Annotated in this window: 25 protein-coding genes; 7 read left to right on the top strand and 18 right to left on the bottom strand. The window is 72.4% G+C overall.

The features are described from left to right. The first annotated feature begins 67 nt into the window (after positions 1–67). The 3 genes from ACIPEQ_RS05065 (at position 68) to ACIPEQ_RS05055 (ending at position 4,100) form a co-directional block, all read left to right on the top strand. The gene (locus ACIPEQ_RS05065) at positions 68–1,756 is read left to right on the top strand and encodes a hypothetical protein (protein ID WP_402714331.1); all 1,689 of its coding nucleotides are present in this window, start codon (positions 68–70) and stop codon (positions 1,754–1,756) included. A gap of 113 nt (positions 1,757–1,869) precedes the next feature. After that, positions 1,870–3,213 carry a peptidoglycan DD-metalloendopeptidase family protein gene (locus ACIPEQ_RS05060; RefSeq protein ID WP_402714330.1) on the top strand — a complete coding sequence of 448 codons (1,344 nt, stop codon included), beginning with the start codon at positions 1,870–1,872 and terminating at the stop codon, positions 3,211–3,213. A 50-nt stretch (positions 3,214–3,263) separates the two neighbouring features. After that, positions 3,264–4,100: an exodeoxyribonuclease III gene (locus ACIPEQ_RS05055; RefSeq protein WP_126892176.1), complete on the top strand. Its 837-nt coding sequence runs from the start codon at positions 3,264–3,266 to the stop codon at positions 4,098–4,100. Positions 4,101–4,395: 295 nt separating this feature from the next. Here ACIPEQ_RS05055 and ACIPEQ_RS05050 read toward each other — a convergent pair whose 3' ends face one another. Then, on the bottom strand, positions 4,396–5,319 hold the full coding sequence (locus tag ACIPEQ_RS05050) for an AEC family transporter (RefSeq protein WP_402714329.1): 924 nt from the start codon (positions 5,317–5,319) through the stop codon (positions 4,396–4,398). A gap of 141 nt (positions 5,320–5,460) precedes the next feature. On the opposite strand from ACIPEQ_RS05050, the gene ACIPEQ_RS05045 reads away from it, so the two are divergent. From ACIPEQ_RS05045 to ACIPEQ_RS05035, 3 genes are all read left to right on the top strand, one after another. Further along, a complete protein-coding gene (locus tag ACIPEQ_RS05045; protein ID WP_126892178.1) occupies positions 5,461–6,054 on the top strand; it encodes a nitroreductase family protein in 594 nt (197 codons plus the stop codon). Positions 6,055–6,158: 104 nt separating this feature from the next. Next, positions 6,159–6,584: a hotdog domain-containing protein gene (locus ACIPEQ_RS05040; protein WP_250366721.1), complete on the top strand. Its 426-nt coding sequence runs from the start codon at positions 6,159–6,161 to the stop codon at positions 6,582–6,584. Between the two features lie 29 nt (positions 6,585–6,613). Further along, the gene (locus tag ACIPEQ_RS05035; RefSeq protein ID WP_402714328.1) at positions 6,614–7,372 is read left to right on the top strand and encodes an HAD-IIB family hydrolase; all 759 of its coding nucleotides are present in this window, start codon (positions 6,614–6,616) and stop codon (positions 7,370–7,372) included. 117 nt (positions 7,373–7,489) lie between these two features. Here ACIPEQ_RS05035 and ACIPEQ_RS05030 read toward each other — a convergent pair whose 3' ends face one another. Then, positions 7,490–8,113 (bottom strand): phosphoribosylanthranilate isomerase, encoded by a 624-nt coding sequence (locus ACIPEQ_RS05030; protein WP_402714327.1) that lies wholly within the window; start codon positions 8,111–8,113, stop codon positions 7,490–7,492. Positions 8,114–8,155: 42 nt separating this feature from the next. Beyond that, on the bottom strand, positions 8,156–9,208 hold the full coding sequence (locus tag ACIPEQ_RS05025) for a serine/threonine-protein kinase (RefSeq protein ID WP_402714326.1): 1,053 nt from the start codon (positions 9,206–9,208) through the stop codon (positions 8,156–8,158). Positions 9,209–9,409: 201 nt separating this feature from the next. Between ACIPEQ_RS05025 and ACIPEQ_RS05020 the strand changes: the two genes are divergently transcribed. Next, on the top strand, positions 9,410–9,613 hold the full coding sequence (locus ACIPEQ_RS05020) for a DUF2945 domain-containing protein (RefSeq protein WP_058729617.1): 204 nt from the start codon (positions 9,410–9,412) through the stop codon (positions 9,611–9,613). A 4-nt stretch (positions 9,614–9,617) separates the two neighbouring features. On the opposite strand, the gene ACIPEQ_RS05015 is transcribed toward ACIPEQ_RS05020, so the two are convergent. The 15 genes from ACIPEQ_RS05015 to ACIPEQ_RS04945 all read right to left on the bottom strand — a co-directional run bounded on the left by ACIPEQ_RS05015 (position 9,618) and on the right by ACIPEQ_RS04945 (position 24,985). Further along, a complete protein-coding gene (locus ACIPEQ_RS05015; protein ID WP_402714325.1) occupies positions 9,618–10,406 on the bottom strand; it encodes a DedA family protein in 789 nt (262 codons plus the stop codon). Positions 10,407–10,503: 97 nt separating this feature from the next. After that, positions 10,504–11,559: a UDP-N-acetylglucosamine 4,6-dehydratase family protein gene (locus ACIPEQ_RS05010; protein ID WP_402714324.1), complete on the bottom strand. Its 1,056-nt coding sequence runs from the start codon at positions 11,557–11,559 to the stop codon at positions 10,504–10,506. 151 nt (positions 11,560–11,710) lie between these two features. Further along, positions 11,711–13,840, bottom strand: a complete 2,130-nt coding sequence (locus ACIPEQ_RS05005) for a fructose-specific PTS transporter subunit EIIC (protein WP_402714323.1) — start codon at positions 13,838–13,840, stop codon at positions 11,711–11,713. Positions 13,841–13,932: 92 nt separating this feature from the next. Continuing rightward, positions 13,933–14,958: a 1-phosphofructokinase family hexose kinase gene (locus ACIPEQ_RS05000; protein ID WP_402714322.1), complete on the bottom strand. Its 1,026-nt coding sequence runs from the start codon at positions 14,956–14,958 to the stop codon at positions 13,933–13,935. Then, positions 14,955–15,743: a DeoR/GlpR family DNA-binding transcription regulator gene (locus ACIPEQ_RS04995; protein ID WP_137766419.1), complete on the bottom strand. Its 789-nt coding sequence runs from the start codon at positions 15,741–15,743 to the stop codon at positions 14,955–14,957. Before ACIPEQ_RS04995 ends, ACIPEQ_RS05000 begins: the two co-directional genes overlap by 4 nt. Before the next feature lie 164 nt (positions 15,744–15,907). Further along, positions 15,908–16,462 carry a DUF2231 domain-containing protein gene (locus ACIPEQ_RS04990; RefSeq protein WP_402714321.1) on the bottom strand — a complete coding sequence of 185 codons (555 nt, stop codon included), beginning with the start codon at positions 16,460–16,462 and terminating at the stop codon, positions 15,908–15,910. Between the two features lie 91 nt (positions 16,463–16,553). After that, a complete protein-coding gene (locus ACIPEQ_RS04985) occupies positions 16,554–17,798 on the bottom strand; it encodes an ABC transporter permease (protein WP_402714320.1) in 1,245 nt (414 codons plus the stop codon). Next, the gene (locus tag ACIPEQ_RS04980; RefSeq protein ID WP_402714319.1) at positions 17,795–18,559 is read right to left on the bottom strand and encodes an ABC transporter ATP-binding protein; all 765 of its coding nucleotides are present in this window, start codon (positions 18,557–18,559) and stop codon (positions 17,795–17,797) included. Before ACIPEQ_RS04980 ends, ACIPEQ_RS04985 begins: the two co-directional genes overlap by 4 nt. Continuing rightward, positions 18,556–19,602 (bottom strand): efflux RND transporter periplasmic adaptor subunit, encoded by a 1,047-nt coding sequence (locus ACIPEQ_RS04975; RefSeq protein WP_402714318.1) that lies wholly within the window; start codon positions 19,600–19,602, stop codon positions 18,556–18,558. Before ACIPEQ_RS04975 ends, ACIPEQ_RS04980 begins: the two co-directional genes overlap by 4 nt. Then, complete coding sequence (locus tag ACIPEQ_RS04970) at positions 19,599–20,087, bottom strand: hypothetical protein (RefSeq protein WP_402714317.1); 489 nt, start codon at positions 20,085–20,087, stop codon at positions 19,599–19,601. Before ACIPEQ_RS04970 ends, ACIPEQ_RS04975 begins: the two co-directional genes overlap by 4 nt. A gap of 84 nt (positions 20,088–20,171) precedes the next feature. After that, the gene (locus ACIPEQ_RS04965) at positions 20,172–20,678 is read right to left on the bottom strand and encodes a hypothetical protein (protein WP_402714316.1); all 507 of its coding nucleotides are present in this window, start codon (positions 20,676–20,678) and stop codon (positions 20,172–20,174) included. 48 nt (positions 20,679–20,726) lie between these two features. Then, positions 20,727–21,902: a sensor histidine kinase gene (locus tag ACIPEQ_RS04960; protein ID WP_402714315.1), complete on the bottom strand. Its 1,176-nt coding sequence runs from the start codon at positions 21,900–21,902 to the stop codon at positions 20,727–20,729. Further along, a complete protein-coding gene (locus ACIPEQ_RS04955) occupies positions 21,884–22,537 on the bottom strand; it encodes a response regulator transcription factor (protein WP_402714314.1) in 654 nt (217 codons plus the stop codon). Before ACIPEQ_RS04955 ends, ACIPEQ_RS04960 begins: the two co-directional genes overlap by 19 nt. 23 nt (positions 22,538–22,560) lie before the next feature. Then, the gene (locus ACIPEQ_RS04950; protein WP_402714313.1) at positions 22,561–22,683 is read right to left on the bottom strand and encodes a hypothetical protein; all 123 of its coding nucleotides are present in this window, start codon (positions 22,681–22,683) and stop codon (positions 22,561–22,563) included. A gap of 133 nt (positions 22,684–22,816) precedes the next feature. Further along, on the bottom strand, positions 22,817–24,985 hold the full coding sequence (locus tag ACIPEQ_RS04945; protein WP_402714312.1) for an ATP-dependent Clp protease ATP-binding subunit: 2,169 nt from the start codon (positions 24,983–24,985) through the stop codon (positions 22,817–22,819). Positions 24,986–25,001 lie beyond the last annotated feature (16 nt).

Raw genomic sequence — 25,001 nt, 5'->3', positions numbered from 1 at the left:
GGGTAGTCGCTCGGCCCCGGAACGCCATCGCCAGGCGGCGTCACGGCTCGCTCGGTACGCTCCGCTCATGTCCCCCGTCGCGCCCGGTCCGTCCGGCCGCGCTGCGGCCCCGGAGCCGGTCGCGATCGCCGCCCCACGTCCGCCGTCCCGCCGTCGGTGGGCAGCGGTCGGCCGGGAGGCACTGGGCGCCGCCGTCGCGCTCGCCCTGTCCGTCATCGCCCTCGGCCACGTCCTGGTCACCGAGCGGGTCGCCCTGCTCTGGTACGACGGCGACTCCGTCCTGCTGCCGCTCGTCGAGCGGTCGATCCGCCTCGGGCAGCCGTTCGAGTGGGCGATGTCGCCGGCGCTGTTCTTCTTCCCGGAGCTGCCCGTCTACCTGCTCTGCTCCCTCGTCACGGCGACCCCGCAGCAGGCCCTGGCGCTCAACGGCGTGCTCGTGCTGCTCGCCGTGTACGCGCTGGTGCGGGCCGCGGCGAACGAGCTCATGCCCGCCGCCCGACGGTCGGCGCGGATCACGGTGTCCGCCCTCGCGCTCGGGTTCGTGACCGCGATCGTGCTGACGGAGTACACCGCCACCGCGACCTCGCTCGAGCTGGGTTCCCTGCTGCTGACGACGACCTACTACTACGGCGCGCTGCTCGCGATGCTCGGGACCGCGGTCCTGGCGCTCCGTGCCGTGCGGACCGGCCGGGCCTCCGCGACCGTCCTCGTCGTCACCGGGCTCGTCGCGGCGTGCACCACAACGTCGAACCCGCTCTACGTGCCGTGGTCGGCGGCACCCGTCGTCGTGACCCTCGTGCTGCTCTCGCTCGCGCGCCGTGTCCCGTGGCGCCCGACGGTGTGGATGTCGGGCGCCCTCGTCGCGGGGTCCGTCGTGGGGTACCTGCTCCGGATCCCGCTCGCGCCGTTCGTGTCGCTCGACCCGTCGACGTACGTCCACCCGGAGCAGGCCGGGCGGACGCTCGCCTTCTTCGCGGCGCTGACCGACGACCGCGCCGCGTCGGCCCGTGGCGACGCCGAGCTGCTGCTGCTCTTCGCCGGTGTCGTGCTCGCGGTCGGCGGCACGGTCTGGGCCTGGCGCGTGCGGACGGCGCGGACCGTGCTCGTCGCGACGGTGCTGCCGCTCGTGACGGTCGTGGCGGTGTCCGTCGGGGTGGTCGTCGCCGGCTCGCAGACCCCGCGGTACCTCGAGCCGATCGTGACCGTGCCGCTGCTGGCCCTCGTCGCGGTCGCGGAGCTCGTGCGCTCCGCCGTACGCCGGACCCGGGTCCACCGGCCGCGGCGCGGCGTGCAGCTGACCGTGGCGGTCGCGGCGGCGGTCGTCCTGGTCGGTGGGGTGGCCGTGGCACCGAGCACGGTCGGCGCCGTCGCATCGGCCCGGTACGCACCGGCAGCGTGCCTCGACCGCTGGGCCGACGGGCGGAAGGTCACCGGCGTCGGGCAGTTCTGGACGGTCCGGCCCCTGGCCGCGTACGCGTCGGACGACGTCGAGCTCCTGCAGGTCCGGGACACCTTCGAGACCTACCCGTGGCTCGTCGACCTCGGTGCCTACCGGGACGCGGAGCCGACCTTCGTGGTGATCGGTGCGAACGACGTCTGGACCACCGCGGTCGAGGACTCGCTCGGTGCCCCGGCCACCATCACGCACTGCACCGGGTTCGACGTCTACGACTACGCGGGCACGGTCGGCGCGGCGGTGCTGCAGCGCGACGTGGTGGGCAGCGCGGACGCGATCCGACGTGAACGGGGATTCTGAGGCACGAACAGGGCTCCTGCGGGACGATCGCGGCGCCCGGAGCCGTCGGGAGTTCTCCACAGGCGGCGCGGCGGCGTGTCGAGTCGGCTGTACGGATGTATAGGCTCGACCCCGTGACTCGCTCCACCAGCCACCGCGTCCCGCGCCCCGCTCTCCGTCTCCGCATCGCTGCCACCGGCCTCGCCCTGGCCGGCCTGCTCGCGACGGTGCTCGTCGACGCGCCGAGCGCGAGCGCCGCGAAGTACCCCTCGTGGGACGAGGTCCTGGCGGCGCGGGGCCAGGAGTCCGCGAAGCAGGAGCAGATCACGCAGATCCGCGGCATCATCTCCGGCCTGTCGGACCAGGTGCAGGCTGCCGAGGCCGAGGCGAAGCGCCTCGGTGACGAGTTCTTCACCGCCCAGGGCAAGGCGCAGGAAGCCGCCGAGACCGAGCAGAAGCTCCGTGCCGAGGCCGACGAGCACGCCGAGATCGCCGAGCGCAGCGCCTCGCAGGCGGGGCAGTTCGCGGCGCAGATGGCACGACACGGCGGTGCGGACGTGACGGCATCGGTCCTGGCCGAGGGCGAGGGCGCCCGCGACCTGCTTTACGACCTCGGTGCGCTGAGCAAGCTGTCGGAGCAGGCCGAGCGGGTCGAGGCCGCGGCGAGCGCCGATGCCTCGGTCGCCCGGTCGCTGACCGCGCAGGCCGACCGGGCGTCGCAGGCGCTCGAGGAGCGCGCTGCCGAGGCCGAGCGCACGATGCAGGCCGCGCAGGCCGCTGCCGACAAGGTCCAGGCCGCGTACGACGAGCAGCAGGAGAACAAGGCGCGACTCGACGCCCAGCTCGCGACCCTGACCTCGGGCCGTGTGCGCACCGAGGCCGAGTTCGCCGAGGGCGAGGCGGTCCGCAAGGCGGCTGAGGAGAAGGCCCGGCAAGAGGCCGAGGCTGCGCGACAGCGCGAGATCCAGCGTCAGGCTGCAGCCGCAGCCAACCGCGGCGGCGGTGGCGGCGGGGCGCCCGCTCCGGCTGCCGGCGGTGGTGGCGGCGGCGGGGTCGGTTCCGGCTCCGGCACCGGCTGGGTCCGTCCCGGCGGCGGGTACGTCATCAGCCCGTACGGGTACCGCGTCCACCCGATCACCGGTCGCGTCACGAAGCACGACGGACTCGACCTGACGAGCGGCTGCTCGACGGCGATCGTCGCGGCCTCGGCTGGCACGGTCGAGTACGTCGGCTGGTACGGCGGGTACGGCAACTACGTCCGGATCAACCACGGCGGTGGCGTCGCGACGGCGTACGGCCACATCGTGAACGGCGGATTCCGGGTCTCGCCGGGCCAGCGAGTCTCCGCCGGGCAGCTCATCGCCCTGGTCGGCTCGACGGGCAACTCGACCGGGTGCCACCTGCACTACGAGGTCCACATCAACGGGGCCACGACCGACCCCGCGCCGTTCATGGCGGCGCGCGGCGTCCGCTTCTAGGCGGGGGGCGCGCGAGCAGCGTGCCAGCCGCCACCGGTAGGTTCGATCCCATGCGCGTCGCGACCTGGAACGTGAACTCCGTCCGCACCCGAGTGGGCCGGATCGTGGACTGGCTGGTGCGCGAGGACGTCGACGTCCTCGGCATGCAGGAGATCAAGTGCAAGCCGGAGCAGTTCCCGGTCGAGGCGTTCGAGGCCGCCGGGTACCAGGTCGAGGCGCACGGGCTGAACCAGTGGAACGGCGTCGCGTTCGCCAGCCGCCTGCCGATGGAGGACGTCACCCGCGACTTTCCCGGCCAGCCCGGGTTCCTCAAGGGTCACGAGGGGCCGGACCTGCCGGTCGAGGCCCGCGCGATGGGTGTCACCGTCGACGGTGTCCGACTCTGGAGCCTCTACGTCCCCAACGGCCGTGAGCTCGGCGACCCGCACTACACGTACAAGCTCGACTGGCTCGCGCAGCTGGCCGACCGCACGACCGAGTGGCTCGAGGCCGAACCGGACACCCCGCTCGCGCTGATGGGCGACTGGAACGTCGCACCGCTCGACCAGGACGTCTGGGACGTCCGGGTGTTCGAGGGTGCCACGCACGTCAGCGAACCGGAGCGCGACGCCTTCCGGGAGTTCGAGGCCCGCGGCCTGCAGGACGTCGTCCGCCCGCTGGTGCCCGAGGGCTACACCTACTGGGACTACAAGTCGCTCCGCTTCCCCCGCAACGAGGGCATGCGCATCGACTTCGTCCTCGGCTCGCAGGCGTTCGCGGACGTCACGGTCGGCGCGACGATCCACCGCGACGAGCGGAAGGGCGATGCCCCGAGCGACCACGTCCCCGTGTCGGTCGACCTCGACCTGGAGACCTCGCTCGACGACGACCGCCCGATGATCTTCTGACACCGGAACGGTCACGACGCGCGATCCGGTCAACTCCGACCGGACGCCGGGACGGCTCCGACCGGACGTCGGCGCGGCTCCGACCGGACGCCGGGCCGGCTCCGACCAGACGTCAGCGCGCCGCGACGGTCCTCGGCGCACGGGCGGAGCAGCACTGAGCGGGCACGACGTGCCGCGCGCTGGTCGCCCGCCGGGTTCGATCGGTCGCTCGACGCCGTCCAGCGTCCCAGAAGTGGCCCGCTCGGCACTCCCGCTGCTCCGGCGGCAAGCGGGACCCCGCCCGCCCCGCCCGCCGCTACGGGTGCAGAAGCGCCGCGATGACGACCAGGACCGGCACGGCACCGATCGTCGACACGAGCACCACGTCGCGTGCGACCGGGACGGCCGCCTGGTAGCGCTGCGCGTAGTTGAACACGTTCTGGGCCGCCGGCAGCGCACCGAGGGTGGTCAGGACGAACACGTCCTGGTCGCCGAGCCCGAAGACGAACCGGGCGACGACGAACGCCACCGCCGGCATCACGAGCAGCTTCAGCGCCGAGGCCACGAGCACGTCCGGCCGGGTCGCACGGTCCCGCAGCGGCGTCGCTCCGTGCAGGCTCATGCCGAAGGACAGCAGCACGACCGGTACCGCCGCGGCGCCGACGAGCGAGAACGGTTGGAGCACCGGCTCCGGGATCTCGACCCGCAGCGCGGAGCACACGAGCCCGGCGAGCGAGGCGATGATGATCGGGTTCCGGAAGGGTCCGGCGACCCGTGACCGCCACCCGCCACCGCCCGACGTCGCCGCGTCGAGCACGGTCAGCGCGAGCGGGGCCAGCACGACGAGCTGCAACAGGATGACGGGCACGACCGCGGTGGCCTGGCCGAGCACGTAGACCGCGACCGGCAGGCCGATGTTGTTGGCGTTGACGTAGCCGGAGGCCAGCGCACCGACCGTGGTCGTCGCGACCGACCGGCGGAGCACCAGCCGGAACAGCACGACGGCCACGAGCCCGACCGTGACGGCACTGATGAGCGACACCCAGAGCATCGGGGACACGAGCGACTCGATGTGCGCCGTGGCGATGGTGTGGAAGAGCAGGCACGGCATGAGCACGAAGAACGCGAGGCGGCTCATCACGAACTGTGCGTGCGGTCCGAGCAGGCGGACGCGGCCGACCACGTACCCGGCGGCGATGATCGCGCCGATGATCGCGAACCCCGTCAACACGCCACCCATCGCGTTCCATCCTCGCAGCCCGGAGCCGCCGTCGGTGACCAGGACGGCAACACGTGCAGCACGAGCCGCACGCCGCCACCGCCCACATGTGACGTCACTCAGGCCGGAAATGCGTACGCATCGACTACCGTTGCAGCCACCATGACCTCGACGCCCGAGACGCTCACCCGTTCGACCGACTCCAGCCAGCCGCTCGTGCCGCTGCTCGAGGAGCGCTGGAGCCCGCGCTCCTACGACGACACCGCGACCGTGACCGACGCCCAGCTCGACGCCGTCCTCGAGGCCGCTCGCTGGGCCGCGTCCGCGATGAACCACCAGCCGCGCCGGTTCATCGCCGGCCGCCGCGGGACCGACACCTTCGCGAAGATCAACGACAACCTGCTCGGCTTCAACGCCGCGTGGGCCTTCCGCGCCAGCGCCCTGGTGGTCGGCATCCTCGAGACGACGACCGAGGACGGCGAGGAGCGCCCGTTCGCCCAGTACGACCTCGGACAGTCCCTCACCGCGCTGACGGTCCAGGCGCACGCCGAGGGCCTCCACGTCCACCAGATGGCCGGCATCGACGCCGAGGGCCTGCGCGCCGCCTTCGACCTGCCCGAGCGCTTCCTGCCCTACACGGTGACGGCGATCGGCACCGTGGCCGACCCGTCGCAGCTCGACGACAAGGCTGCCGAGCGCGAGGTCGCGCCGCGCACCCGCCTGCCCCTCGACGAGGTCGTCCTCGTCAAGGAGTGACGAGGACGCAGCAGCGCCCCACCGCGCAGCAGCGCCGAACGGTGCAGCAGCGCCCCACGACGGCCGGATCCCGACGGGACCCGGCCGTCGTACCATGTACGAACATGGATCAGCAGCAGCAGCCCGAGATGAACTTCACCACCCGTAAGTGGGTCCGCCCCGAGGACCTCAACGCGAACGGCACGCTGTTCGGCGGCAGCCTGCTCCGTTGGATCGACGAAGAGGCCGCCGTCTACGCGATCATCCAGCTGGGCAACGGCAAGGTCGTCACGAAGTACATGTCCGAGCTGGTCTTCGTGTCGGCGGCACGCGAGGGCGACATCGTCGAGATCGGCCTCGTCGCGACCCGGTTCGGCCGCACCTCGTTGACGATGCGGGCCGAGGCCCGGAACCTCTTCACGCACCGCAGCATCGTGACCATCGACGAGATCGTCTTCGTGAACCTCGACGAGGACGGCAACCCGGCGCCGCACGGCTGGACGGACATCACCTACGCCCGCGACCGCGTCCCCGCCGCCCACCGCGCCTGACGGAGGCGGCAGCTGACAGAATCGGGGGCATGACCACGCCCCGCCTCGTCGCCTTCGACCTCGACGACACCCTCGCCCCGTCGAAGTCCCCGCTCGACCCGCGCATGCTCGAGACGTTCGCCGCCCTGCTCGCCACCGTGCCGGTCGCGGTCATCTCGGGCGGCAACTTCCAGCAGTTCGAGCAGCAGCTCGTGCTCCCGCTCCGCGAGCGTGCGGGCCTCGTGCTCGACGACCTGCACCTGCTGCCGACCTGCGGCACGGCGTACTACCGCTGGTCGGGGTCGGACTGGGCGCTGCAGTACGCCGAGGACCTGACGGACGACGAGAAGACCCGCGCCCTCGCCGCGGTCGAGTCGCAGGCGAAGGCGGCCGGCTACTGGGAGGCCGAGACCTGGGGTGCGATCCTCGAGGACCGCGGGTCGCAGATCACGTTCTCCGCGCTCGGCCAGTCCGCTCCGGTGGACGTCAAGAAGCGCTGGGACCCGACCGGCGAGAAGAAGGACCACCTGCGCCGCCTCGTCCAGGCCGAGCTCCCCGACCTCGAGGTCCGCTCCGGCGGGTCGACCAGCGTCGACATCACCCGCAAGGGCATCGACAAGGCGTACGGCATGCGCCGCCTCGCCGAGCTGACCGGCATCGCGCTCGACGACATGCTGTTCGTCGGCGACCGGCTCGACCCGGAGGGCAACGACTACCCGGTGAAGGCGCTCGGCGTCCCCTGCCACGCGGTGGAGGGCTGGGAGGACACGGACGCGTTCCTCACGGAGCTCATCCCCACCCTGCGGTGAGCCCCCTGCGCTGACGCGCTCACGGACGGACGGGAGGCCCGGTGCCAGCTGGCACCGGGCCTCCCGTCCGTCTCGTGGTGACGTCGCGCGTGCGCGCGGTGACGTCGCGCGTGCGCGTCAGGGGATGCTGCGGACCGCCTCGACGAAGGAGCGGATCTTCGCGGCGTCCTTGACGCCGCGCTCCGACTCGACGCCGCTCGACACGTCGACCCCGTCCGGGTCGAGGGCCTGCACGGCGGCGACGACGTTGGCGGGCGTCAGACCGCCGGCGAGGATCCAGGCCTCGTCCACGCGGCCTGCGAGCATCGACGGGTCGACCAGCGTCCCGCTGCCCGGCACCGCGGCGTCGAGCAGCAGCAGGTCGTGGTCGTACTCCGCGCGCTGCTCGACGGTCTCGCGCAGGTAGTCGTCGGCGGAGACGGCGCGGATCGTGAAGAAGCCGGCGTCACGGGCGCGGGCGAAGTCGCTGACCGATTCACGGCCGTGCAGCTGCAGGGTGGTGAGCCCGACCTCGGACGCGATGCCAACGACCTCGTCGATCTGCTGGTCGCGGAAGACGCCGACGGCGTCGATGCCCTCGGGCACCCGCTCGACGAGCTCCTTCGCGAGGTCGGCCGTCACGGTCCGGGGGCTGCCGGCGGCGAAGACGAACCCGACCGCGTCGGCACCGGCGTCCAGGGCGGCGTCCACGGTCTCGGGCGTCGACAGGCCGCAGATCTTGATCCAGCGCTGGTCGGTCATGTCCCCATCCTGCCAGGGACCGCCGTCCCCCGACGGATGCGCTCAGTGCAGGGTGCCGGCGACGTAGGCGGCAGCGCACGCGGCGAGCACGCCGAACGTCGCGAACGAGCCCACGAGCACGTTCCGACGCCGCCAGCGCCGGACCGCCGTGAAGGTGCCGCGCTTGGCGTGCTTGTGCGCCGCGCGGTGCAGCTTGTGGTCGCGCTTGTGCTTCGTGCGCTCCGGACCGAGCGGGACCGGGCCGGTGATCTGCGTCGAACCACCGCGCAACGCGTTCGCGACCGCGACCGCCGTCGGGCGCCTGGCCGGGTCGCGGTGGGTCATCTTGGCGAGCAGGTCCTTCCACTCGGCACCGACCTCCGCGGGGACCTGCGGGTCGTTCCGGAGCCGCGCGAGGGCCGCCTCGATGAGCGTGCCGGAGTACTCCTGCTTGCCGGTCAGCGACTCGAGCAGCACCAGGCCGAGCGAGTAGACGTCGGTGGCGAAGCCGATCGGCTCACCCGCGACCTGCTCCGGGCTGAGGTACGCCGCGGTGCCGATGATCGTGCCGTCGTTGGTCAGGCGGGAACCGTCGACGAAGTGCGCGACGCCGAAGTCGGTGAGCTTGACCGAGCGGGCGAAGCCGGACGCACCCTCGTCGTTGATCAGGATGTTCGCCGGCTTGACGTCGCGGTGCACGATGCCGCGCGAGTGCACGTACGCCAGGGCGTCGGCGAGCTGCGCGCCGAGGTCGGCGACCTCGTAGTTGTGCAGCGCACCGCCCGCGAGCCGCCGGAGCAGGGTCGTGTCGGCGATGAGCTCCATCACGATGAAGCGGTGCGGCCCGTCCTCGAACTCGTGGGTCCCGGCGTCGTAGAGCGGCACGAGGCCCGGGTGCGAGAGCATGCTGAGCAGGCGGATCTCGCGCTCCTGGCGGACCCGGTCGGCCGTCGTCATCGAGTCCGGCGTCGCGAAGAGCTTCACGGCGACGAGCCGGTAGGTGTGCTCGTCGCGGGCCTCGTACACGGAACCCATGCCACCGGTACCGATGAGCCTGACGAGCCGGTAGCGGCCGGAGAGGACCGTGTCGGCTCGTGCGCTGTCGACCAGGGTCATGGTGCACGTCGTTCCGTCTGGAGCCATCGGGGACCGCGGCACACGCCGGCGAACTGACTCACCGTCAACGGTACGCGTCCCATCTCGATCCCGCAGGGGCGTTACGACATCGTGATGGGGGACAGATGCCCGTGGATCCGCGGATCTCCGGGGGTAGCGTCCGGGTCCACGCAACCACACCGACTACGCAAGGAGGACATCGTGGCGCTGTCGAAGGGCGACGAGGTGCACTGGAACACCTCGCAGGGCAAGACGACCGGCAAGCTCGTCGAGAAGAAGACGAAGGACTTCACGTTCGACGGTCAGGACTTCAAGCCCACGGACGACGACCCGTACTGGATCATCGAGTCGGAGAAGTCCGGCAACAAGGCCGCCCACAAGGAGTCGGCCCTCACGAAGAAGTGACCCGTCAGTCGTTCGCGGACGTCGCACGACGGCGTCCGCGGGCGGCTCCGGTCGGCTGCGCGTCCTGCTCCGTCGACCGCCGCTCCGTCGATCGCCGCTCCGCCCGCTCGGCGCGGACTCGGCGGATGCGTCGGACCACGAAGGTGACGACCACGACCGCGATCGCCACGTAGAGCACGCGGTCGATCCACTCGGTGTACTGCTCGACCTTGTCGTACTGCGTGCCGAACGCGGCACCGAGCAGCACGAGCGCGCTGTTCCAGATGCCGCTGGCGATGATCGTGAAGGCCGAGAACGGCACCAGGTGCATCCGGTCCGCACCGGCGGGCAGCGAGATCAGGCTGCGGACGATGGGCACGAAACGGCCGAAGAAGACGGCGCTCTTGCCGTGGCGGTGGAACCAGTCGGCGGCCTTGCGGAAGTCGTCCTCGTCGACGAGCGGCAGCCGTCCGAGCAGCCGCACGGTCCGCTCGAACCCGATCACCGCGCCGAGCCAGTAGAGCACGAGCGCGCCGAGGTACGAGCCGAGCGTCGCCAGCACCAGTACGAGCACGAGGTTCATCTGCCCGGCGCCGGCCAGGAAGCCCGCGAGGGGCAGGATGACCTCGGACGGGATCGGCGGGAACACCGTCTCGACGAAGAGCATCAGTGCGACGCCCCACTCCCCCAGCGCGTCGATGAGCTGCAGCACGAAGCCGGACAGGCCGCCGAGGTCCTCGGTGCCCTCCGGCCGGGAGCCCGCAGCAGCGGTGGTCGCGGTCAGGGTCGGCGGCAGCGTGAGGGCGGTCGTCATGCCCCGAGTCTCCCTGAGCGTCCTGACAGATCACGGTGCGCCCGAGGTCGCGCTGGACACCGAGCGCGGACGGACCCGCGCCGCGGTCACGCAGCGGTCACGCCGCCGTTGCGAGGAAGACCGGAGCGGTCGCGGGATCTCGAGGTGCCGTCAGGAGTGCGGGGTCGAACGGGGGGACCGCGGTGTGGAAGATCCTGGGGTGGACCGACCGCCGGCCGATCTCGCCGCCCCCGAGGAGTTCCTCGTGGAGCTTCTCACCCGGACGCAGCCCGGAGAACACGATGTCGCTCTCGCTCCCGGTCATCGCGAGCATGCCCCGCGCCACGTCGAGGATCCGCACCGGATCGCCCATGTCCAGCACGAGGACCTCCCCGGGCTCGGCGATCGCCACGGCCTGGACCACCAGCCCACAGGCATCCGGGATCGACATGAAGTACCGGGTGGCGTCGGGGTGCGTGACCGTCACCGGGCGCCCGGTCCGCATCAGTTCGGCGAACAACGGGACCATCGATCCCCTGCTCCCGAGGACGTTCCCGAACCGTACCGACACGAAGTGCCGCCCCGATTCCGCCGCGTACCAGGCGGTGAGACGCTCCCCGACCCGCTTCGTCGAACCGAGGACGCTGGACGGATCAGCGGCCTTGTCGGTGGAGACGTTGACGAGCGTCTCGACCCCGGCGTCGACGGCAGCCCGGAGCACGTTCGCCGTGCCGATGACGTTGGTCTTCCAGCCCTCTCCCGGGTACTGCTCGAGCATCGGGAGGTGCTTGAGCGCTGCCGCATGGAAGACGATGTCCGGACGGCGGTCCCGCAGGAGTTCGGCGATCGTGTCCGCGTCACGGATGTCTGCGAGGACCACGTCCGGCGTGTCGAGCAGGCCGTGCCCCGCCACGGCCACCTGGACCTGCTGCAGTGCCGTCTCGTCCCGGTCGAGCATGAGGAGCGCCGATGGGTCGGCCCCGGCGAGTTGCCGGCAGAGTTCGCTGCCGATGGACCCCCCTGCGCCGGTGACGAGCACCCGCTTCCCGCGGACCAGGTCGGTCGCGGCCGCCACCTCGGCAGGATCGCCGCCGACACCGACGAGCTCGGCCACACGGGCGGTGAGCGCCCCGGCGTCGGCGGCACTGGTCCAGCTGCTGTTCGAATCGATCACGAGGCCATCGTAGAACGTGGTATGTGATACCTGCAATGCTCCCGCTCGGACTGTGGATCCCGGCCCGGCGTGTACCGGACACGACCCGACGACGGACGGGAGGCCCGGTGCCAGCTGGCACCGAGCCTCCCGTCCCAGGTGGTGACGACCGCTACACGGCGGCCGGCGCGCGCTGCCCGACCGTCTCGCCGGCCACTGCTGCCTGCTCAGCGGCTGCGGACTCGGCGGCGGGCGACTTGCGCACCCACTTCTTCAGGGCGACCAGGACCAGCGCGGAGACGACCGTGCCGGCCAGGATCGCGATGACGAACATCGCGATGTTCCCGATGGCGAAGAAGACGAAGATGCCGCCGTGCGGTGCACGCGAGGTCACACCCGCCGCCATCGAGATGGCACCCGTGACCGCGGCACCGACCATCGACGCCGGGATGACGCGCAGCGGGTCGGCCGCGGCGAACGGGATCGCACCTTCGGAGATGAACGAGGCACCGAGGAGCCACGCGGCCTTGCCGTTCTCGCGCTCCGGCTTCGTGAAGCCCTTGCGGTAGAGCACGGTGGACGCGAGGGCCAGGGCGAGCGGCGGCACCATGCCGGCTGCCATGACGGCGGCCATGATCTCGAACGGCACGACGTTGCTCGCGGTGCCGGCACCGAGCCCGGCGACGGCGAACGAGTACGCCACCTTGTTGACCGGGCCACCGAGGTCGAACGCCATCATCAGGCCGAGGATGATGCCGAGCAGGATGACCGAGGCGCCGTTGAGCGAGTTGAGCCAGCTCGTGAGCTGCGTCATGAGCCAGGCGATCGGGCCGCCGAGCACGAGGAGCATGAGGCCGGAGGCGATGATCGACGCGAACAGCGGGATGATCACGACCGGCATCAGGCCGCGGAGCCAGCGCCAGGTCGGGATGCGGCCGATCCAGTACGCGGCGGCACCGGCGATGAGACCACCGACGAGTCCGCCGAGGAAGCCGGCGTTCATGAAGACCGCGATCGACCCGGCGACGAAGCCCGGCGCGATGCCGGGTCGGTCGGCGATCGCGTAGGCGATGTACCCGGCGAGTGCGGCGACGAGGAACCCGAGGGACACCCCGCCGATCTGGAACGCGGCGGCGCCGAGGTAGTACCCGAGTCCCTCCGGCGGCAGGTTCAGCAGCGTGTAGTTCGTCAGCGTGTAGACGGCGTTGTTCTGCCCGGAGTCTCCGTGCTGCAGCGCGATGCCGTAGCCCGAGAGCAGGAAGCCGAGGGCGATGAGGAGTCCACCGCCGGCGACGAACGGGATCATGTAGCTCACGCCGGTGAGCAGCCAGCGCTTGAGCGCCTGGCCGAAGTGCTCGTCGGCCTTGTTCGACTCGGACGCGGTCGCGGCGCCGCCCTGCACGCGGGCGGCGTGCGGGTCGTCGGCGGCGCGGATGGCCTCGGCGATCATCGCGTCGGGCTCGTCGACACCGCGCTTCACCGGCCCGGAGACGAGCGGCTTGCCGGCGAAGCGGCTGCGGTCGCGGACGTCCACGTCGACCGCGAAGACGACCGCGTCGGCACGGGCGATGAGCGCCGGGTCGAGCGGCTCGACCTGCGAGGAGCCCTGGGTCTCGACGTGCATCTCGGCACCGGCGCGCTCGGCGGCGGCGACGAGGGCATCGGCGGCCATGTAGGTGTGCGCGATGCCGGTCGGGCAGGCGGTGACGCCGACGATGACCTTGCGTGCGCCGGTGGCGCCGGCGGTCGCGCCGCCGGCTGCTGCGGCCTGCGCGGGCTGCGTCGTGGCCGGACGGGAGGCGCTGCTCGCGTTCCCGACACCGGCTGCGGCGACCTCGCCGCCCACCTCGCGCTGCACCAGGTCGACGACCTCCTGCGGGGTCGAGGCGGCGCGGAGCGCGGCGGTGAAGTCCTCGCGGATGAGCGCCCGGGCGAGGGTCGACAGGACGGTGAGGTGGTCCTTGTCGGCACCCTCGGGCACGGCGATCATGAAGACGACGTCGGCGTCCCCGTCCGGCGCACCGAACGGCACCTTCCGCGCGAGGCGCGAGAACGCCAGCGTCGGGCTCGACACCGAGGCCGACCGGGCGTGCGGGATCGCGATGCCGCCGGGCACGCCGGTGCCGACGCTCGCCTCGCGCTTGATGGCGTCCTCGGCCAGGGTGGCGCCGTCGGCCGCGCGGCCGGTCGCGGCGACGCGGTCGGCGAGCACGCGGATGACGTCGGACGACGTCGCGCCGAGGTCCTCGTCGAGGCCGACGAGCTCGGCGCTGATGAGGCGCTGCGTCGTGTCTGCGGACATGGGGTTGCTCCTTTGCAGTGGCGCCGTGGCGCGGGCAGTGCTGGTTCGAGGGGTGGTGCTGCGGGGTCGTGCAGTGGTGCGGTGGGGTCCGGTCAGGCGATCGGTGCGGGAACCTGCGTCGTGTGCAGGGTCCGGACGGTCACGCTGCCGGGGTCGGTGTGGTCGAGGGCGGGGACGTCGCTGCCGGGCAGTGCGGCTGCGGCGGCTCCGGTGGCGACGGCCTGGGCGAGCCGCTCGGCTGCCGAGGCGCCCGCCACCTCGGCGAGCAGGTAGCCCGCCAGGGACGAGTCGCCGGCGCCGACGGTCGATCGGGCGGTGATCCGCGGTGCGGCGGCGGCGTGGCTGCCCTCGCCGGAGACGAGCACGGCACCCGCGCTGCCCAGGGTGAGCAGGACGGTGTCGATGTGCTTGTCCCGCAGGTGGTGCGCGGCGGCGACGGCTGCCTCCAGGTCGTGCTCGTACACCTCGGGGTCGCCGCCGACGACCTCGGCGAGCTCCTCGGCGTTCGGCTTGACGAGGTCGATCCGCTCCCCCGACTGCAGCAGTGCGGTGAACGGGACGCCGGACGAGTCCACGGCGATCTTGACGGCGTCACCGTGGCGCGAACGCACCGCGCGGACGAGCACGGCGAGCGCGTCGTCGGGCAGCCCGGGCGGCAGGGACCCGGCGAACACCACCCAGCGGGCGGCCGGGCCGGTCGGGGTGGGACCGGCGGCGTCGGCGACGAGCGCGGCGAGGTCGTCCATCCGTCCGGCGAGCGAGGGGCCGGGCTCGTTGAGCTTCGTCGTCGTGCCGGTCGGCTCGGTGACGGTGACGTTCGAGCGGAGCGGGGCCCCGATCGGCAGGGCGGCGGTCGGGATGCCCCGGGTCGCGAGGCCGAGCAGGACGGGGTCGAGCTCGTCGCCGGGCAGCACCGCGAGGGTGTCCCCGCCGCTCGCGACGACGACCCGGGAGACGTTGACGCCCTTGCCGCCGGGCTCGGCCGTGGTGCGGACGGCACGCTGCACGGCGCCGCGCTGGAGTTCGCCGGCGAGCTCGATCGTGCGGTCGAGGGACGGGTTCGGCGTCACGGTGACGATGCGGGTGCTGTGCTGGACGGTGCCGTTCTCGGGTCTCATGCGACCACGACCTCCACGTCGGCGTCGGTGAGCGCGCCGGCGAGGTCTGCCGGGGGCTCCTGGTCGGTGACGAGGGTGTCGACCTCGTCGAGGCGGGCGAAGCGCATGAGCGCCTCGACCCCGTGCTTCGCGGCGTCGGCGAGCACCACGCTGCGGCGGGCGGCGAGCACGTAGGCACCCTTCACGGCGGCCTCGTACTCGTCGGGCGTGCTCAGGCCGAAGCCCGCGGACAGGCCGTTCGTGCCCACGAAGGCGATGTCCGGGCGGAGCGCACCGATCTGCTGGACGGTGGCGGTGCCGACGGCGGCGCTCGTGACCCCGCGCACCCGGCCGCCGAGCAGGTGCAGCTCGACGTGCTCGCTGTGCTGCAGGGTGGCGGCGATCGGCACCGAGTTGGTGACGACGGTCAGGGTCGCGCCGGGGGTCGCCGGCTCCCACCGGACGAGTTCGGCGGCGACGGCGGCGCAGGTGGTGCCGGCGTCGAGGGCGATCGAGCCGGTGAAGGTCGCCGGCACCAGGTGCATCGCGGCGCGGGCGATCGCGGTCTTCGCGGTGCCGTGCTGGCCCTCGCGCTCGGCGACGCTCAGCTCGACGACGCTGGAGCGCCCGGCCGGCACCGCTCCCCCGTGCACGCGGCGCAGGACACCAGCGGCCTCGAGGGCGTCGAGGTCGCGGCGGACGGTCTCGGTGGTGACGTCGAAGTGTTCGGCGAGGTCGGCGACGGACACCCGTCCGGCGGACTGCAGCGCGGCGGCGATCGCGTCCTGCCGCTCCGTTGCGTACATGCCCGAACTCCTTCGTTCCCGTTGGTTTCAGGAACTGTACGTCCGAAAGCCACACGAACGCAACCGTTCCGTCACAGAACCAACACGAACGCAGGAACTCGGGACGCAGCAACGCCCGACCTGCCGGTGCAGATCGGGCGTTCCCGCTGGGGCTGCGCGGGGCGTCAGTCGTCGAACGGCACCCGGTCGCTCGACCCGACGCCCGCACGCTGCCGGTACGACAGGTGCCCGCCGAGGTACCCGCCGACGCTCACGACGGTGAGCCCGACGAAGCCGAGGGCCTTGCCCGCCGCGGTGTTGCCCTTCCGTCGCTGCCACCACGACAGCCCGAAGAACGTGATGCCGACCCAGTTGACGGCCTGGTGCACCCACCCCGTGCGGCGCTGCTCGAGCGAGAGCTCCGCCCAGTCGACGTACCCGGCGACCGAGGCGCTGCCCGCCGATGCGATCCCGACCCCGGTCAGGGTCTGCGCCGCGCGGGCGTTCCCCTTCCCGCCGATCAGGTCGAGGACGGCCGCCGAGATCCAGGCGCCGAGCGGCACCTGCACCATCAGCGGGTGGAGCGGGTGCCCGAACGGCACACCGTGCAGCAGCTGCCGCAGGGCCTTCGGCTTCGCGACCGCACGCACGACGCGCGTGTCGAGGTCGACGGCCTCGTCGAGCACGCTCGCGTGCTCGATGGAGTCGGTGAGGCGACGGAGGATCGGCAGCTCTGGCATGCCCTGGACGCTAGGCCGGGAGGCCCGGTGCCGGTTCCAGGAACCGGCACCGGGCCTCCCGACCGGTGCGCCCGGCGGATCACGCGACCGGTCAGACCGCGGCGAGCGCCGAGGTGGGCGGGATGCGCGCGGCGCGTGCCGCCGGGTACAGACCCGAGACGCCGCCGATCACCACGGTCGCGGCGAGTCCGCCCCCGACCGCCCACAGCGGGATCGCCACCGGCCACCCCTGCGCGACCGCGAAGACGATCGTGACCCCCAGCCCGATGACCACCCCCGCGATGCCGCCGAGGAACGACAGCAGGAGCGACTCGACCAGGAACTGATCGCGGATGTTCCGTCTGCGGGCGCCGAGTGCGCGTCGGACGCCGACCTCCGCTCGTCGCTCGAGCACCGTGATCACCATGGTGTTCGCGACCCCGATCCCGCCGACCAGCAGGGCGACCCCGCCGATGCCGACGAGCAGGCCCGTGAACGAGTCGTCCGTCGCGTTCTTCGCCGCGAGGGCGTCGGAGGGCCGGGTGACGCCGACCTCCTGCGGTCGATCGGGCCGGATCGCGTCCGCGAGGACGTCGCGCGCCGCCGCCACGCGCTCCGGGTCCACCCGCGTGTAGACCGCCGTGGGGTGCCCGTCGAAGCCGAGGGAGGCGGCGAACCGCTGCGGGACGAAGACCTGGTTGTCCAGGTCGTCCGCGAGTCGCATCGGCGCGAGGATCCCGACGACCTGCACCCGCTGCCCGCCGATCCACACCGCGGTGTCGGGGCGGAGCCGGTCGATCCCGAGGTTCTCGGCCGCCACCGCGCCGAGCACGGCCTGCGCGGGGGCGTCCGGCGACGGGTCGACCCAGCGGCCGGCCGCGACCGACCCACCGAGCACCGCGGGGACGTCGCCCCACGTCGTCATCACGCCGACCCCCTTCGTCTCCGCCGCCGGCACGAAGGGGCTGCGGTAGACCCGCCCGTCCTTCGCCTCGCCGACGCCCGCGGCCGCCTGCACGTCCGGCTGGCGGCGTGCGGACTCGACGGCGGTCGTCGGCAGGGGCGCGACCTGCCCGAACCCCTGCGCCTTGGTGACGGTCAGGACGTTCGTCCCGAGCGTGTCGAGCACCCGGTCCAGCGCCGCCTTGCTCGACGACGAGATGCCGACGACGGCGATCATCGCGGCGATGCCGATCGCGATGCCGAGCGCCGACAGCACGACCCGGCCCGGCCGGGTGCGCAGGCCGAAGACCCCGAGGCGGAGGAGGTCACCCGGACCGACCGTCCGCGTCCGCGAACCGGGCGAGCGCGTCGTGTGCGCGGTCGTCCGGTGCGCGGTCGTCGTGTGCGCGCTCACCGTGCGACCCCGGCGATCGCGTCGGCGAGCACCCCGGCGTCCGACGTGCTGGAGTCCTCCTCGACGGCGCCGTCCCGCATGCGCACCTGCCTCGGCAGCGATGCCGCCAGGGCGAGGTCGTGCGTGATGACGAGCACCGTCGTCCCGCTGTCGTTCAGCTCGCGGAGCAGTGTCAGGATCCGCTGCCCGCTCGCGCTGTCCAGTGCCCCGGTGGGTTCGTCGGCCAGCAGGATCGTCGGGTCGCCGACGATGGCGCGGGCGATGGCGACGCGCTGCTTCTCACCGCCGGACAGCTCGGTCGGGCGGTGACCGACACGGTGGCCGAGTCCGACCCGTTCGAGGGCGTCCTTCGCACGCTCCAGGCGGGCGCGCCGCGCGACGCCGGCGTAGAGGAGCCCGTCGGCGACGTTCTCCGCCGCCGTCGCGCCCGCCTGCAGGTGGAAGTGCTGGAACACGAACCCGATGTGCTCGGCGCGGAGCCGCGAGAGGTCGTCGTCGCGCATCGACCCGACATCGTGCCCGGCGATCCGCACGCTGCCGGACGTCGGTCGGTCGAGCGTGCCAACCGTGTTCAGCATGGTGGACTTGCCCGACCCCGAGGGCCCGACGACCGCCACGAGCTCCCTCGCGGTGACGTCCAGCGAGACGCCGCGGAGTGCCCGCACGTCGCCGTAGGTCTTCGTGACGTCCCGCAGGTGCACGACCGTGTCCGGGGTCGGTGTCCCGGGGGCCGCACGCTCGGCGAGGCGTGCGGCGCTCACGAGGGCACCACGACCTCGTCGCCCTCGTGTACGTCCCCGGTCACCGCCGCGCGTCCGTCGGCGACGAGTCCGACCTCGACGCGGACGCGCTTCGTGGTGCCGTCGCGACGGACGACCTCGACGCTGTACTCGCCGGAGCGGCCCCCCGCGGCGAGTGCCTGCACCGGCACGGACAGCACGCCGGTCGCCGTCTGACCGGGTGCCTCGACCTGCACGGACGCCGCGGCCGGCAGCTGCCGGTCCCCGGCGTCGAACGCGATCGTGGTGACCACGGTCTTCGCGCCGCCGTCCCCCTCGCCCGTCTCCGCGTCGACCACCTCGCCCTCGACCGGGTCCCCGCCGCCGTTGATCCGGACGCGGACCTCCGCCCCGACGGGCAGGCGCTCCGCGTCGGTCTGCGACACGGTGGCGTTCACGACCCGCCTGGTGCTGGTCACCTCGAGGACGTCGCCGGCGGCCGGCTGCCCGAGCTTCGCGACGAGCGAGGCGACCCGGACCGGACCGTCGACGAACACGACGTCGTTCGCCGTGATCGTGCCCGTGCGCTCCAGGCCCCGGTCCTGCTGCCACCGCTTGACCGCGGCGAGCGTGCGCCTGCCGAAGACCGCATCGGCGGACACGTCGTACCCGAGTGCGGCGAGGTCCTCGTTGAGCTGCCGGACGTCGGCGCCCTTCGCGCCGTACTCGAGCGTCCGCCAGAGGGGCGTCGTGCCGTACATCGCGCGGACGGGCCGCTCGTCGACCGCGTAGAGCGGCTGGTCCTGCTCGACGACCTGCCCGGGTTCCGGCAGCCAGGTCACGGTGCCGGAGGCCGCGCCGGGGACACCGGTCGGCGCGCCGTACCCGAGGGTGCCGGCGAACACCTTCGAGTCGGTGAGGTCCCCCTTCGTGACGGGCGCCGTGGCGTGGTGCGTCCGACCCTGTGCGGCGGAGGACTCCTGCGGGGGACCGCCGACCACCGCCCACGTGCCGACTCCCGCCGCCAGCGCGGCGATCAGGCACGCACCGAGGACGGCCGTGCGCTTCGTCGTGGTGCCGCTCACTGCGTCGTCACCTTCGCCCCGGCGCCCTCGAAGCACTTCCGGAGCTCCTCGCCGAACACCGAGTCGCCAGCGGGCGGCGAGTACGAGTCGGCATCGCGGGGGTCGTCCGGGTAGTCGGCGTAGCCTGCCTTCCGCATGCACTTCGCGACCTTCGCGTGGCTTGCCAGGTACTCCGGGTCGTTCTGGGCCTCCTCGGCCTGACGCGCGGTCTCCGGATCGTGCTCCTTCGTGCACTCGTCCAACACCTCCTGCCGGTCCGTGTTGTCCCCGTCGGTCGGGAAGAACCGGTAGTCGTCGTCGGTCACGTCGTAGCCGGCGTCGCGCATGCAGGACGCGACAGCGTGGTCGGCCTTCGACACGGCCGGTCCGGACGACGAAGGTGCGGGATCCGGTGCGGTGGTGGAACAGCCGGCGAGGACGCCGGCGAGGACGAGGATCGCGGCGGCGATCCCGGTGCGGGTGGCGCAGGTGGCGCAGGTGGTCATGGTGGTGTCTCCGATGCTCGTCGTGCTGGTCACGTGCTGGCGGTCAGTGCTGGCGGTCAGGTGCTGGCGGTCAGGTGCTGACGGTCACCGGTCCAGCTGCTGGGTGTCCGGGGCGTGCTTGCTCAGGCAGGACGAGAGCGTGTCCTGGAACTGCGGCTCCTGGGCACGCGGGTAGCTGCTGTAGTCGATGACGCCCGGTTGCTGCTCCGGCGCATCCGGGTACTGCTCGCGGACGCAGGAGTCGACGGCGGCGTACTGGCGCTTCCACCTGTCCTTCTGCGCCGAGTCGGTACCCGTGACGCCGAGGTCCGACGCGCACTTGCCGGACGCCTCGGTGAACCGCTCTGCATCGACGCCGCTCGGCGAGGTCACCGCCCCACTCCGCACCTGGTCGTCCGACGGGTCCTCGACCGGGAAGCCGGCGGTGCGCATGCAGTCGCCCCACTTCGCGCCGACCGATGCCGCTGCACGCGAGGTCGCGGACGACGTCGGCGACGTGGAGCACGCGGCGAGGGCGGCCGACCCGACGAGGGCGAGGACGAGGACCGCTGCGGCGCGGACCAGACCGGAGGTTCGTGTGGTGTCGTTCATGTGTCCCAGCACATCGCACACGGTGTTTCGCCGACGTGTCACCGATGGTCACACGAGCGGAACAGCGGCCGGACGGACGAGCACGGCGACGCGGAGCCCGCCGCCGGAACGCGGTTCGATGCGGACGTCCCAACCGTGCGCAACGGCGATGGCGGTGACGATCGACAGCCCGAGGCCGCTGTGCCGCTTCGACCCGGGCTGTCCGCCGCGGCGGAACGGTTCGGTCAGCGTCGCGACGTCCGCCGGCGGGACGAGCGGCCCGGTGTTCTCCACGGTGACACCGCACGGCCCGGTCCGGACCAGCACCGTGCCGCCGTCGTGGTTGTACTCCACGGCGTTGTCGACGAGGTCGGCGACGAGCTGCCACACCAGGAGCGCCTCGCCGGTCAGGCCGCTCGGAGCAGGCCCGATCTCGGCGTGGATCGTCACGCCGACGCCCTCGGCGTGCGTGCGGGCCTGCGCGACGACGTCCCGCACGATCGCTTCGAGGTCGACGGGTGCACCGCGGTCCTCGAGGCCACGCTCGGCCTCGGCGAGCACGAGCAGCGACTCGACGAGGTGCTCGGTCCGCCGGTTCTGCTCCAGCAGTTCGCTGCGCACCGCGGCGACCTCGGCCGCCGAGGCATCGTCGGCGAGGCCGATCTGCAGGGACGCCCGCTGGACCGCGAGCGGCGTCCGGAGCTCGTGTGCCGCCTGCGCCACGAACCGCCGCTGGCTCGCGAACGCCGCCTCCAGCCGGTCGAGCAGGGCATCGATCGTCGCCGAGAGGCGTCGGAGTTCGTCGTCCGGCCCGTCGAGGGCGACCCGCTCGTGGAGCGTCGACGCCGAGATGCGGTTCGTGGTGGCGGTGATCCGGTCGATCGGTCGCAGCACCCTGCGGCTGAGGACCCATCCGAGCGCTCCGGCGAGCACGCCGGCGGCGACGATGCCGACGGCGGACCACTGCCACTGCTGGGCGGCGACCACCTTGACGAGCGCGACCGTGGCACCCGGCTGCCCCTCGGGCCCGACGTCTCGGCCGCCGTCCGGACCCGGGGCCAGGGAAGCGGTCCCGGTCCACGGCAGCTCGACGGCCGGCCCGTCGGCCACCGCGCTCAGCGACCACTGCGACGCCAGGTTGACGAAGACGAGGACGCCCGCGGTGAGCACCATCGACGACACCGCGAACCCGACGGCCGTCCGGGTCCCGATGCTCCAGAGCCGGATCACAACGCGTACCCGCACCCGGGGACGGTGCGGATCGGGTCCGGCTGCCCGAGCTTCTTGCGGAGCTTCGAGACCGTCACCCGGACCGCCGCGGTGAACGGGTCGACGTTCATGTCCCAGACCTTCTCGAGCAGCTCCTCGGACGAGACGATGCGACCATCGGCGCGGAGCAGCACCTCGAGGACACCGAGCTCCTTCGACGTCAGGTCGAGCGGTCGTCCGTCGCGGGTGCCGATGCGCCGGTTCGAGTCGACGACGATCCCGTCCCGCTCGAGCACGGGCGCGACCGGCGGCACGCTCCGCCGCCCGAGCGCGCGGACCCGGGCGACGAGCTCCGGGTACTCGAACGGCTTCGCGAGGTAGTCGTCCGCACCGAGCTCGAGGCCGTGCACGCGGTCGGCCAGCGTGGTCGCGGCGGTCAGCATGAGGATGCGGGTCAGTGCACCGCGCGCTGCGAGTCGCCGCGCGACCTCGTCGCCGTGCAGACCCGGCAGGTCGCGATCGAGCACGACGACGTCGTAGTCGTTCACCGACAGGAGCTCGTCCGCGTCGTCCCCACGGTAGGCGACGTCGACGGCCATGTCCTGGCGACAGAGCCCCTTCGCGAGGAGATCGGCCAGGGAGGTCTCATCGTCCACCACGAGTACACGCATGCATGACATTCCACATGCGGTACTCATGAGTCCGCTGAGTCGAGGTGCACGGTCCCCCGCCGCTCGTCGACCCGGACGACGAACTCGGCCGTGTCCGCGGACCGGGTGATGAACAGCGGGACGGTGTCGACGGTCTGTGGTTCCATGCGACCACCGTCGCGCCCGCGCTGTTTCGCGACCGTAACGCTGCACTCTCCGGAACGGCCCGGAGGCCCGGTGCCGGTCCGTCGGACCGGCACCGGGCCTCCAGGCCGCACGCTGCCGCGGGGCGGGCGCGACCTACTCCTCGACGATCTCCGCGAGTTCGAAGGGCTCGACCGTCAGCTCGTCGCCGCCCGCGGCGACGTCGACCCGGACGGTGTCCCCGTCACGGACGTCGCCGGACAGGATCGCGCGCGCCAACCGGTCGTCGATCTGCCGCTGCATGAGGCGTCGGAGCGGCCTCGCCCCGTACACCGGGTCGTACCCGCGGTCGGCGAGCCAGCTGCGCGCCGCCGGCGTGACGGCCAGCTCGAGTCGGCGATCCGAGAGTCGACGGGCCAGCCGGTCCACGTACAGCGAGACGATCTGCCCGAGGTCCTCGCTCGTGAGCGCCTGGAACACGACGATGTCGTCGAGACGGTTCACGAACTCCGGCCGGAACGCCTGCTGCACGAGCTCACGGACCGCCTCCTCGCGCTGCCCCTCCGTGAGCGTCAGGTCGGTCATGAACTGCGAGCCGAGGTTCGACGTCAGGACCATGATCGTGTTCCGGAAGTCGACCGTGCGGCCCTGCCCGTCGGTCAGGCGGCCGTCGTCGAGCACCTGGAGCAGGACGTCGAAGACCTCGGGGTGTGCCTTCTCGACCTCGTCGAGCAGCACCACCGAGTACGGGCGACGGCGGACGGTCTCGGTGAGCTGCCCGCCGGCCTCGTACCCGACGTAGCCGGGCGGGGCGCCGATCAGCCGTGCGACCGAGTGCTTCTCGCCGTACTCGCTCATGTCGATGCGGACGAGCGCCTTCTCGTCGTCGAACAGGAACTCGGCGAGCGCCTTGGCCAGCTCGGTCTTGCCGACACCGGTGGGGCCGAGGAACAGGAACGAGCCGGTCGGTCGGTCCGGGTCGGAGATGCCGGCGCGGGTGCGACGGACCGCTTCGGACACCGTCGCCACCGCGGTGCGCTGCCCGATGATCCGTCGGCCGAGCTCCGTCTCCAGGTGCAGGAGCTTCTCGGTCTCGCCCTGCAGCAGGCGCCCCATCGGGATGCCCGTCCACTGCGCGATCACGGCGGCGATGTCCTCGTCGGTGACGCTGTCGTTCACCATGCGGTCGGCGCTCTCGGCCTGTTCGGCCGCCGCGAGCTCGGCCTCGATCCGGGGCTTCTCGCCGTACTCGATGCGCGACACCGTCTCGTACTGCGCCTCGCGCTGCGCGCGCTGGCTGCGCATGTTGAGCTCGTCGAGCTGCTGCTTGAGCTCGCCGATGCGGTTCAGGCTCGCCCGCTCGGCCTGCCAGCGCTGCTCGAGCTCGTCGAGCCGCTCCTGGCGTCCGGCGAGCTCCGCGCGCAGGGTCTCCAGCCGCGCCTTCGACGCATCGTCCTTCTCCTGCTTCAGCGCGAACTCCTCGACGCGCAGCCGGTCGACGCTGCGCTTGAGCTCGTCGATCTCGACCGGGCTCGAGTCGATCTCCATGCGCAGTCGGCTCGCGGCCTCGTCGATGAGGTCGATCGCCTTGTCGGGGAGCTGGCGACCGGAGATGTAGCGGTTCGACAGGCTCGCCGCGGCGACCAGCGCGGAGTCGTTGATCGTCACCTTGTGGTGCGCCTCGTAGCGCTCCTTCAGCCCGCGCAGGATGGCCACGGTGTCCTCGACGCTCGGCTCCCCGACGAACACCTGCTGGAAGCGGCGCTCGAGTGCGGCGTCCTTCTCGATGTACTCGCGGTACTCGTCGAGCGTCGTCGCGCCGATGAGCCGCAGCTCACCGCGGGCGAGCATCGGCTTGAGCATGTTCGACGCCGCCACGGACCCCTCGCCGCCGCCGGCACCCATCAGCGTGTGCAGCTCGTCGATGAACGTGATGACCTGGCCGTCGGAGTCGTCGATCTCCTTGAGGACGGCCTTCAGCCGCTCCTCGAACTCACCCCGGTACTTCGCACCGGCGATGAGCGCGGACATGTCGAGCGAGACGAGCCGCTTGTCCTTCAGCGAGTCAGCGACGTCACCGGCGACGATGCGTTGCGCCAGGCCCTCGACCACCGCGGTCTTGCCGACGCCGGGCTCGCCGATGAGCACGGGGTTGTTCTTGGTCCGGCGCGTCAGCACCTGGGAGACGCGGCGGATCTCGGCATCGCGCCCGATCACCGGGTCGAGCTTGCCGCTCCGCGCGATCGCGGTGAGGTCGACGCCGTACTGCTCGAGGGCGGTCTTCTGCCGTTCCTGCGAGTCAGGAGCGCCCTGGAGGTTCGCCATGCGGTCCGTCCTTTCC

Origin of the sequence: Curtobacterium sp. NPDC087080 (genome assembly GCF_044745105.1) — a bacterium.
GTDB lineage: Bacteria > Actinomycetota > Actinomycetes > Actinomycetales > Microbacteriaceae > Curtobacterium.
The sequence above is the reverse complement of the archived record's forward strand: the minus strand, read 5'-3'. Positions and strand labels throughout refer to the sequence as shown.

Coding starts and splice junctions, on each gene's coding strand:
- ACIPEQ_RS05065 (WP_402714331.1), top strand. CDS start 68: ATGTCCCCCGTCGCGCCCGGTCCGTCCGGCCGCGCTGCGGCCCCGGAG.
- ACIPEQ_RS05055 (WP_126892176.1), top strand. CDS start 3,264: ATGCGCGTCGCGACCTGGAACGTGAACTCCGTCCGCACCCGAGTGGGC.
- ACIPEQ_RS05050 (WP_402714329.1), bottom strand. CDS start 5,319: ATGGGTGGCGTGTTGACGGGGTTCGCGATCATCGGCGCGATCATCGCC.
- ACIPEQ_RS05045 (WP_126892178.1), top strand. CDS start 5,461: ATGACCTCGACGCCCGAGACGCTCACCCGTTCGACCGACTCCAGCCAG.
- ACIPEQ_RS05040 (WP_250366721.1), top strand. CDS start 6,159: ATGGATCAGCAGCAGCAGCCCGAGATGAACTTCACCACCCGTAAGTGG.
- ACIPEQ_RS05035 (WP_402714328.1), top strand. CDS start 6,614: ATGACCACGCCCCGCCTCGTCGCCTTCGACCTCGACGACACCCTCGCC.
- ACIPEQ_RS05030 (WP_402714327.1), bottom strand. CDS start 8,113: ATGACCGACCAGCGCTGGATCAAGATCTGCGGCCTGTCGACGCCCGAG.
- ACIPEQ_RS05025 (WP_402714326.1), bottom strand. CDS start 9,208: ATGACCCTGGTCGACAGCGCACGAGCCGACACGGTCCTCTCCGGCCGC.
- ACIPEQ_RS05015 (WP_402714325.1), bottom strand. CDS start 10,406: ATGACGACCGCCCTCACGCTGCCGCCGACCCTGACCGCGACCACCGCT.
- ACIPEQ_RS05005 (WP_402714323.1), bottom strand. CDS start 13,840: ATGTCCGCAGACACGACGCAGCGCCTCATCAGCGCCGAGCTCGTCGGC.
- ACIPEQ_RS05000 (WP_402714322.1), bottom strand. CDS start 14,958: ATGAGACCCGAGAACGGCACCGTCCAGCACAGCACCCGCATCGTCACC.
- ACIPEQ_RS04995 (WP_137766419.1), bottom strand. CDS start 15,743: ATGTACGCAACGGAGCGGCAGGACGCGATCGCCGCCGCGCTGCAGTCC.
- ACIPEQ_RS04990 (WP_402714321.1), bottom strand. CDS start 16,462: ATGCCAGAGCTGCCGATCCTCCGTCGCCTCACCGACTCCATCGAGCAC.
- ACIPEQ_RS04970 (WP_402714317.1), bottom strand. CDS start 20,087: ATGACCACCTGCGCCACCTGCGCCACCCGCACCGGGATCGCCGCCGCG.
- ACIPEQ_RS04965 (WP_402714316.1), bottom strand. CDS start 20,678: ATGAACGACACCACACGAACCTCCGGTCTGGTCCGCGCCGCAGCGGTC.
- ACIPEQ_RS04955 (WP_402714314.1), bottom strand. CDS start 22,537: ATGCGTGTACTCGTGGTGGACGATGAGACCTCCCTGGCCGATCTCCTC.
- ACIPEQ_RS04950 (WP_402714313.1), bottom strand. CDS start 22,683: ATGGAACCACAGACCGTCGACACCGTCCCGCTGTTCATCACCCGGTCC.
- ACIPEQ_RS04945 (WP_402714312.1), bottom strand. CDS start 24,985: ATGGCGAACCTCCAGGGCGCTCCTGACTCGCAGGAACGGCAGAAGACC.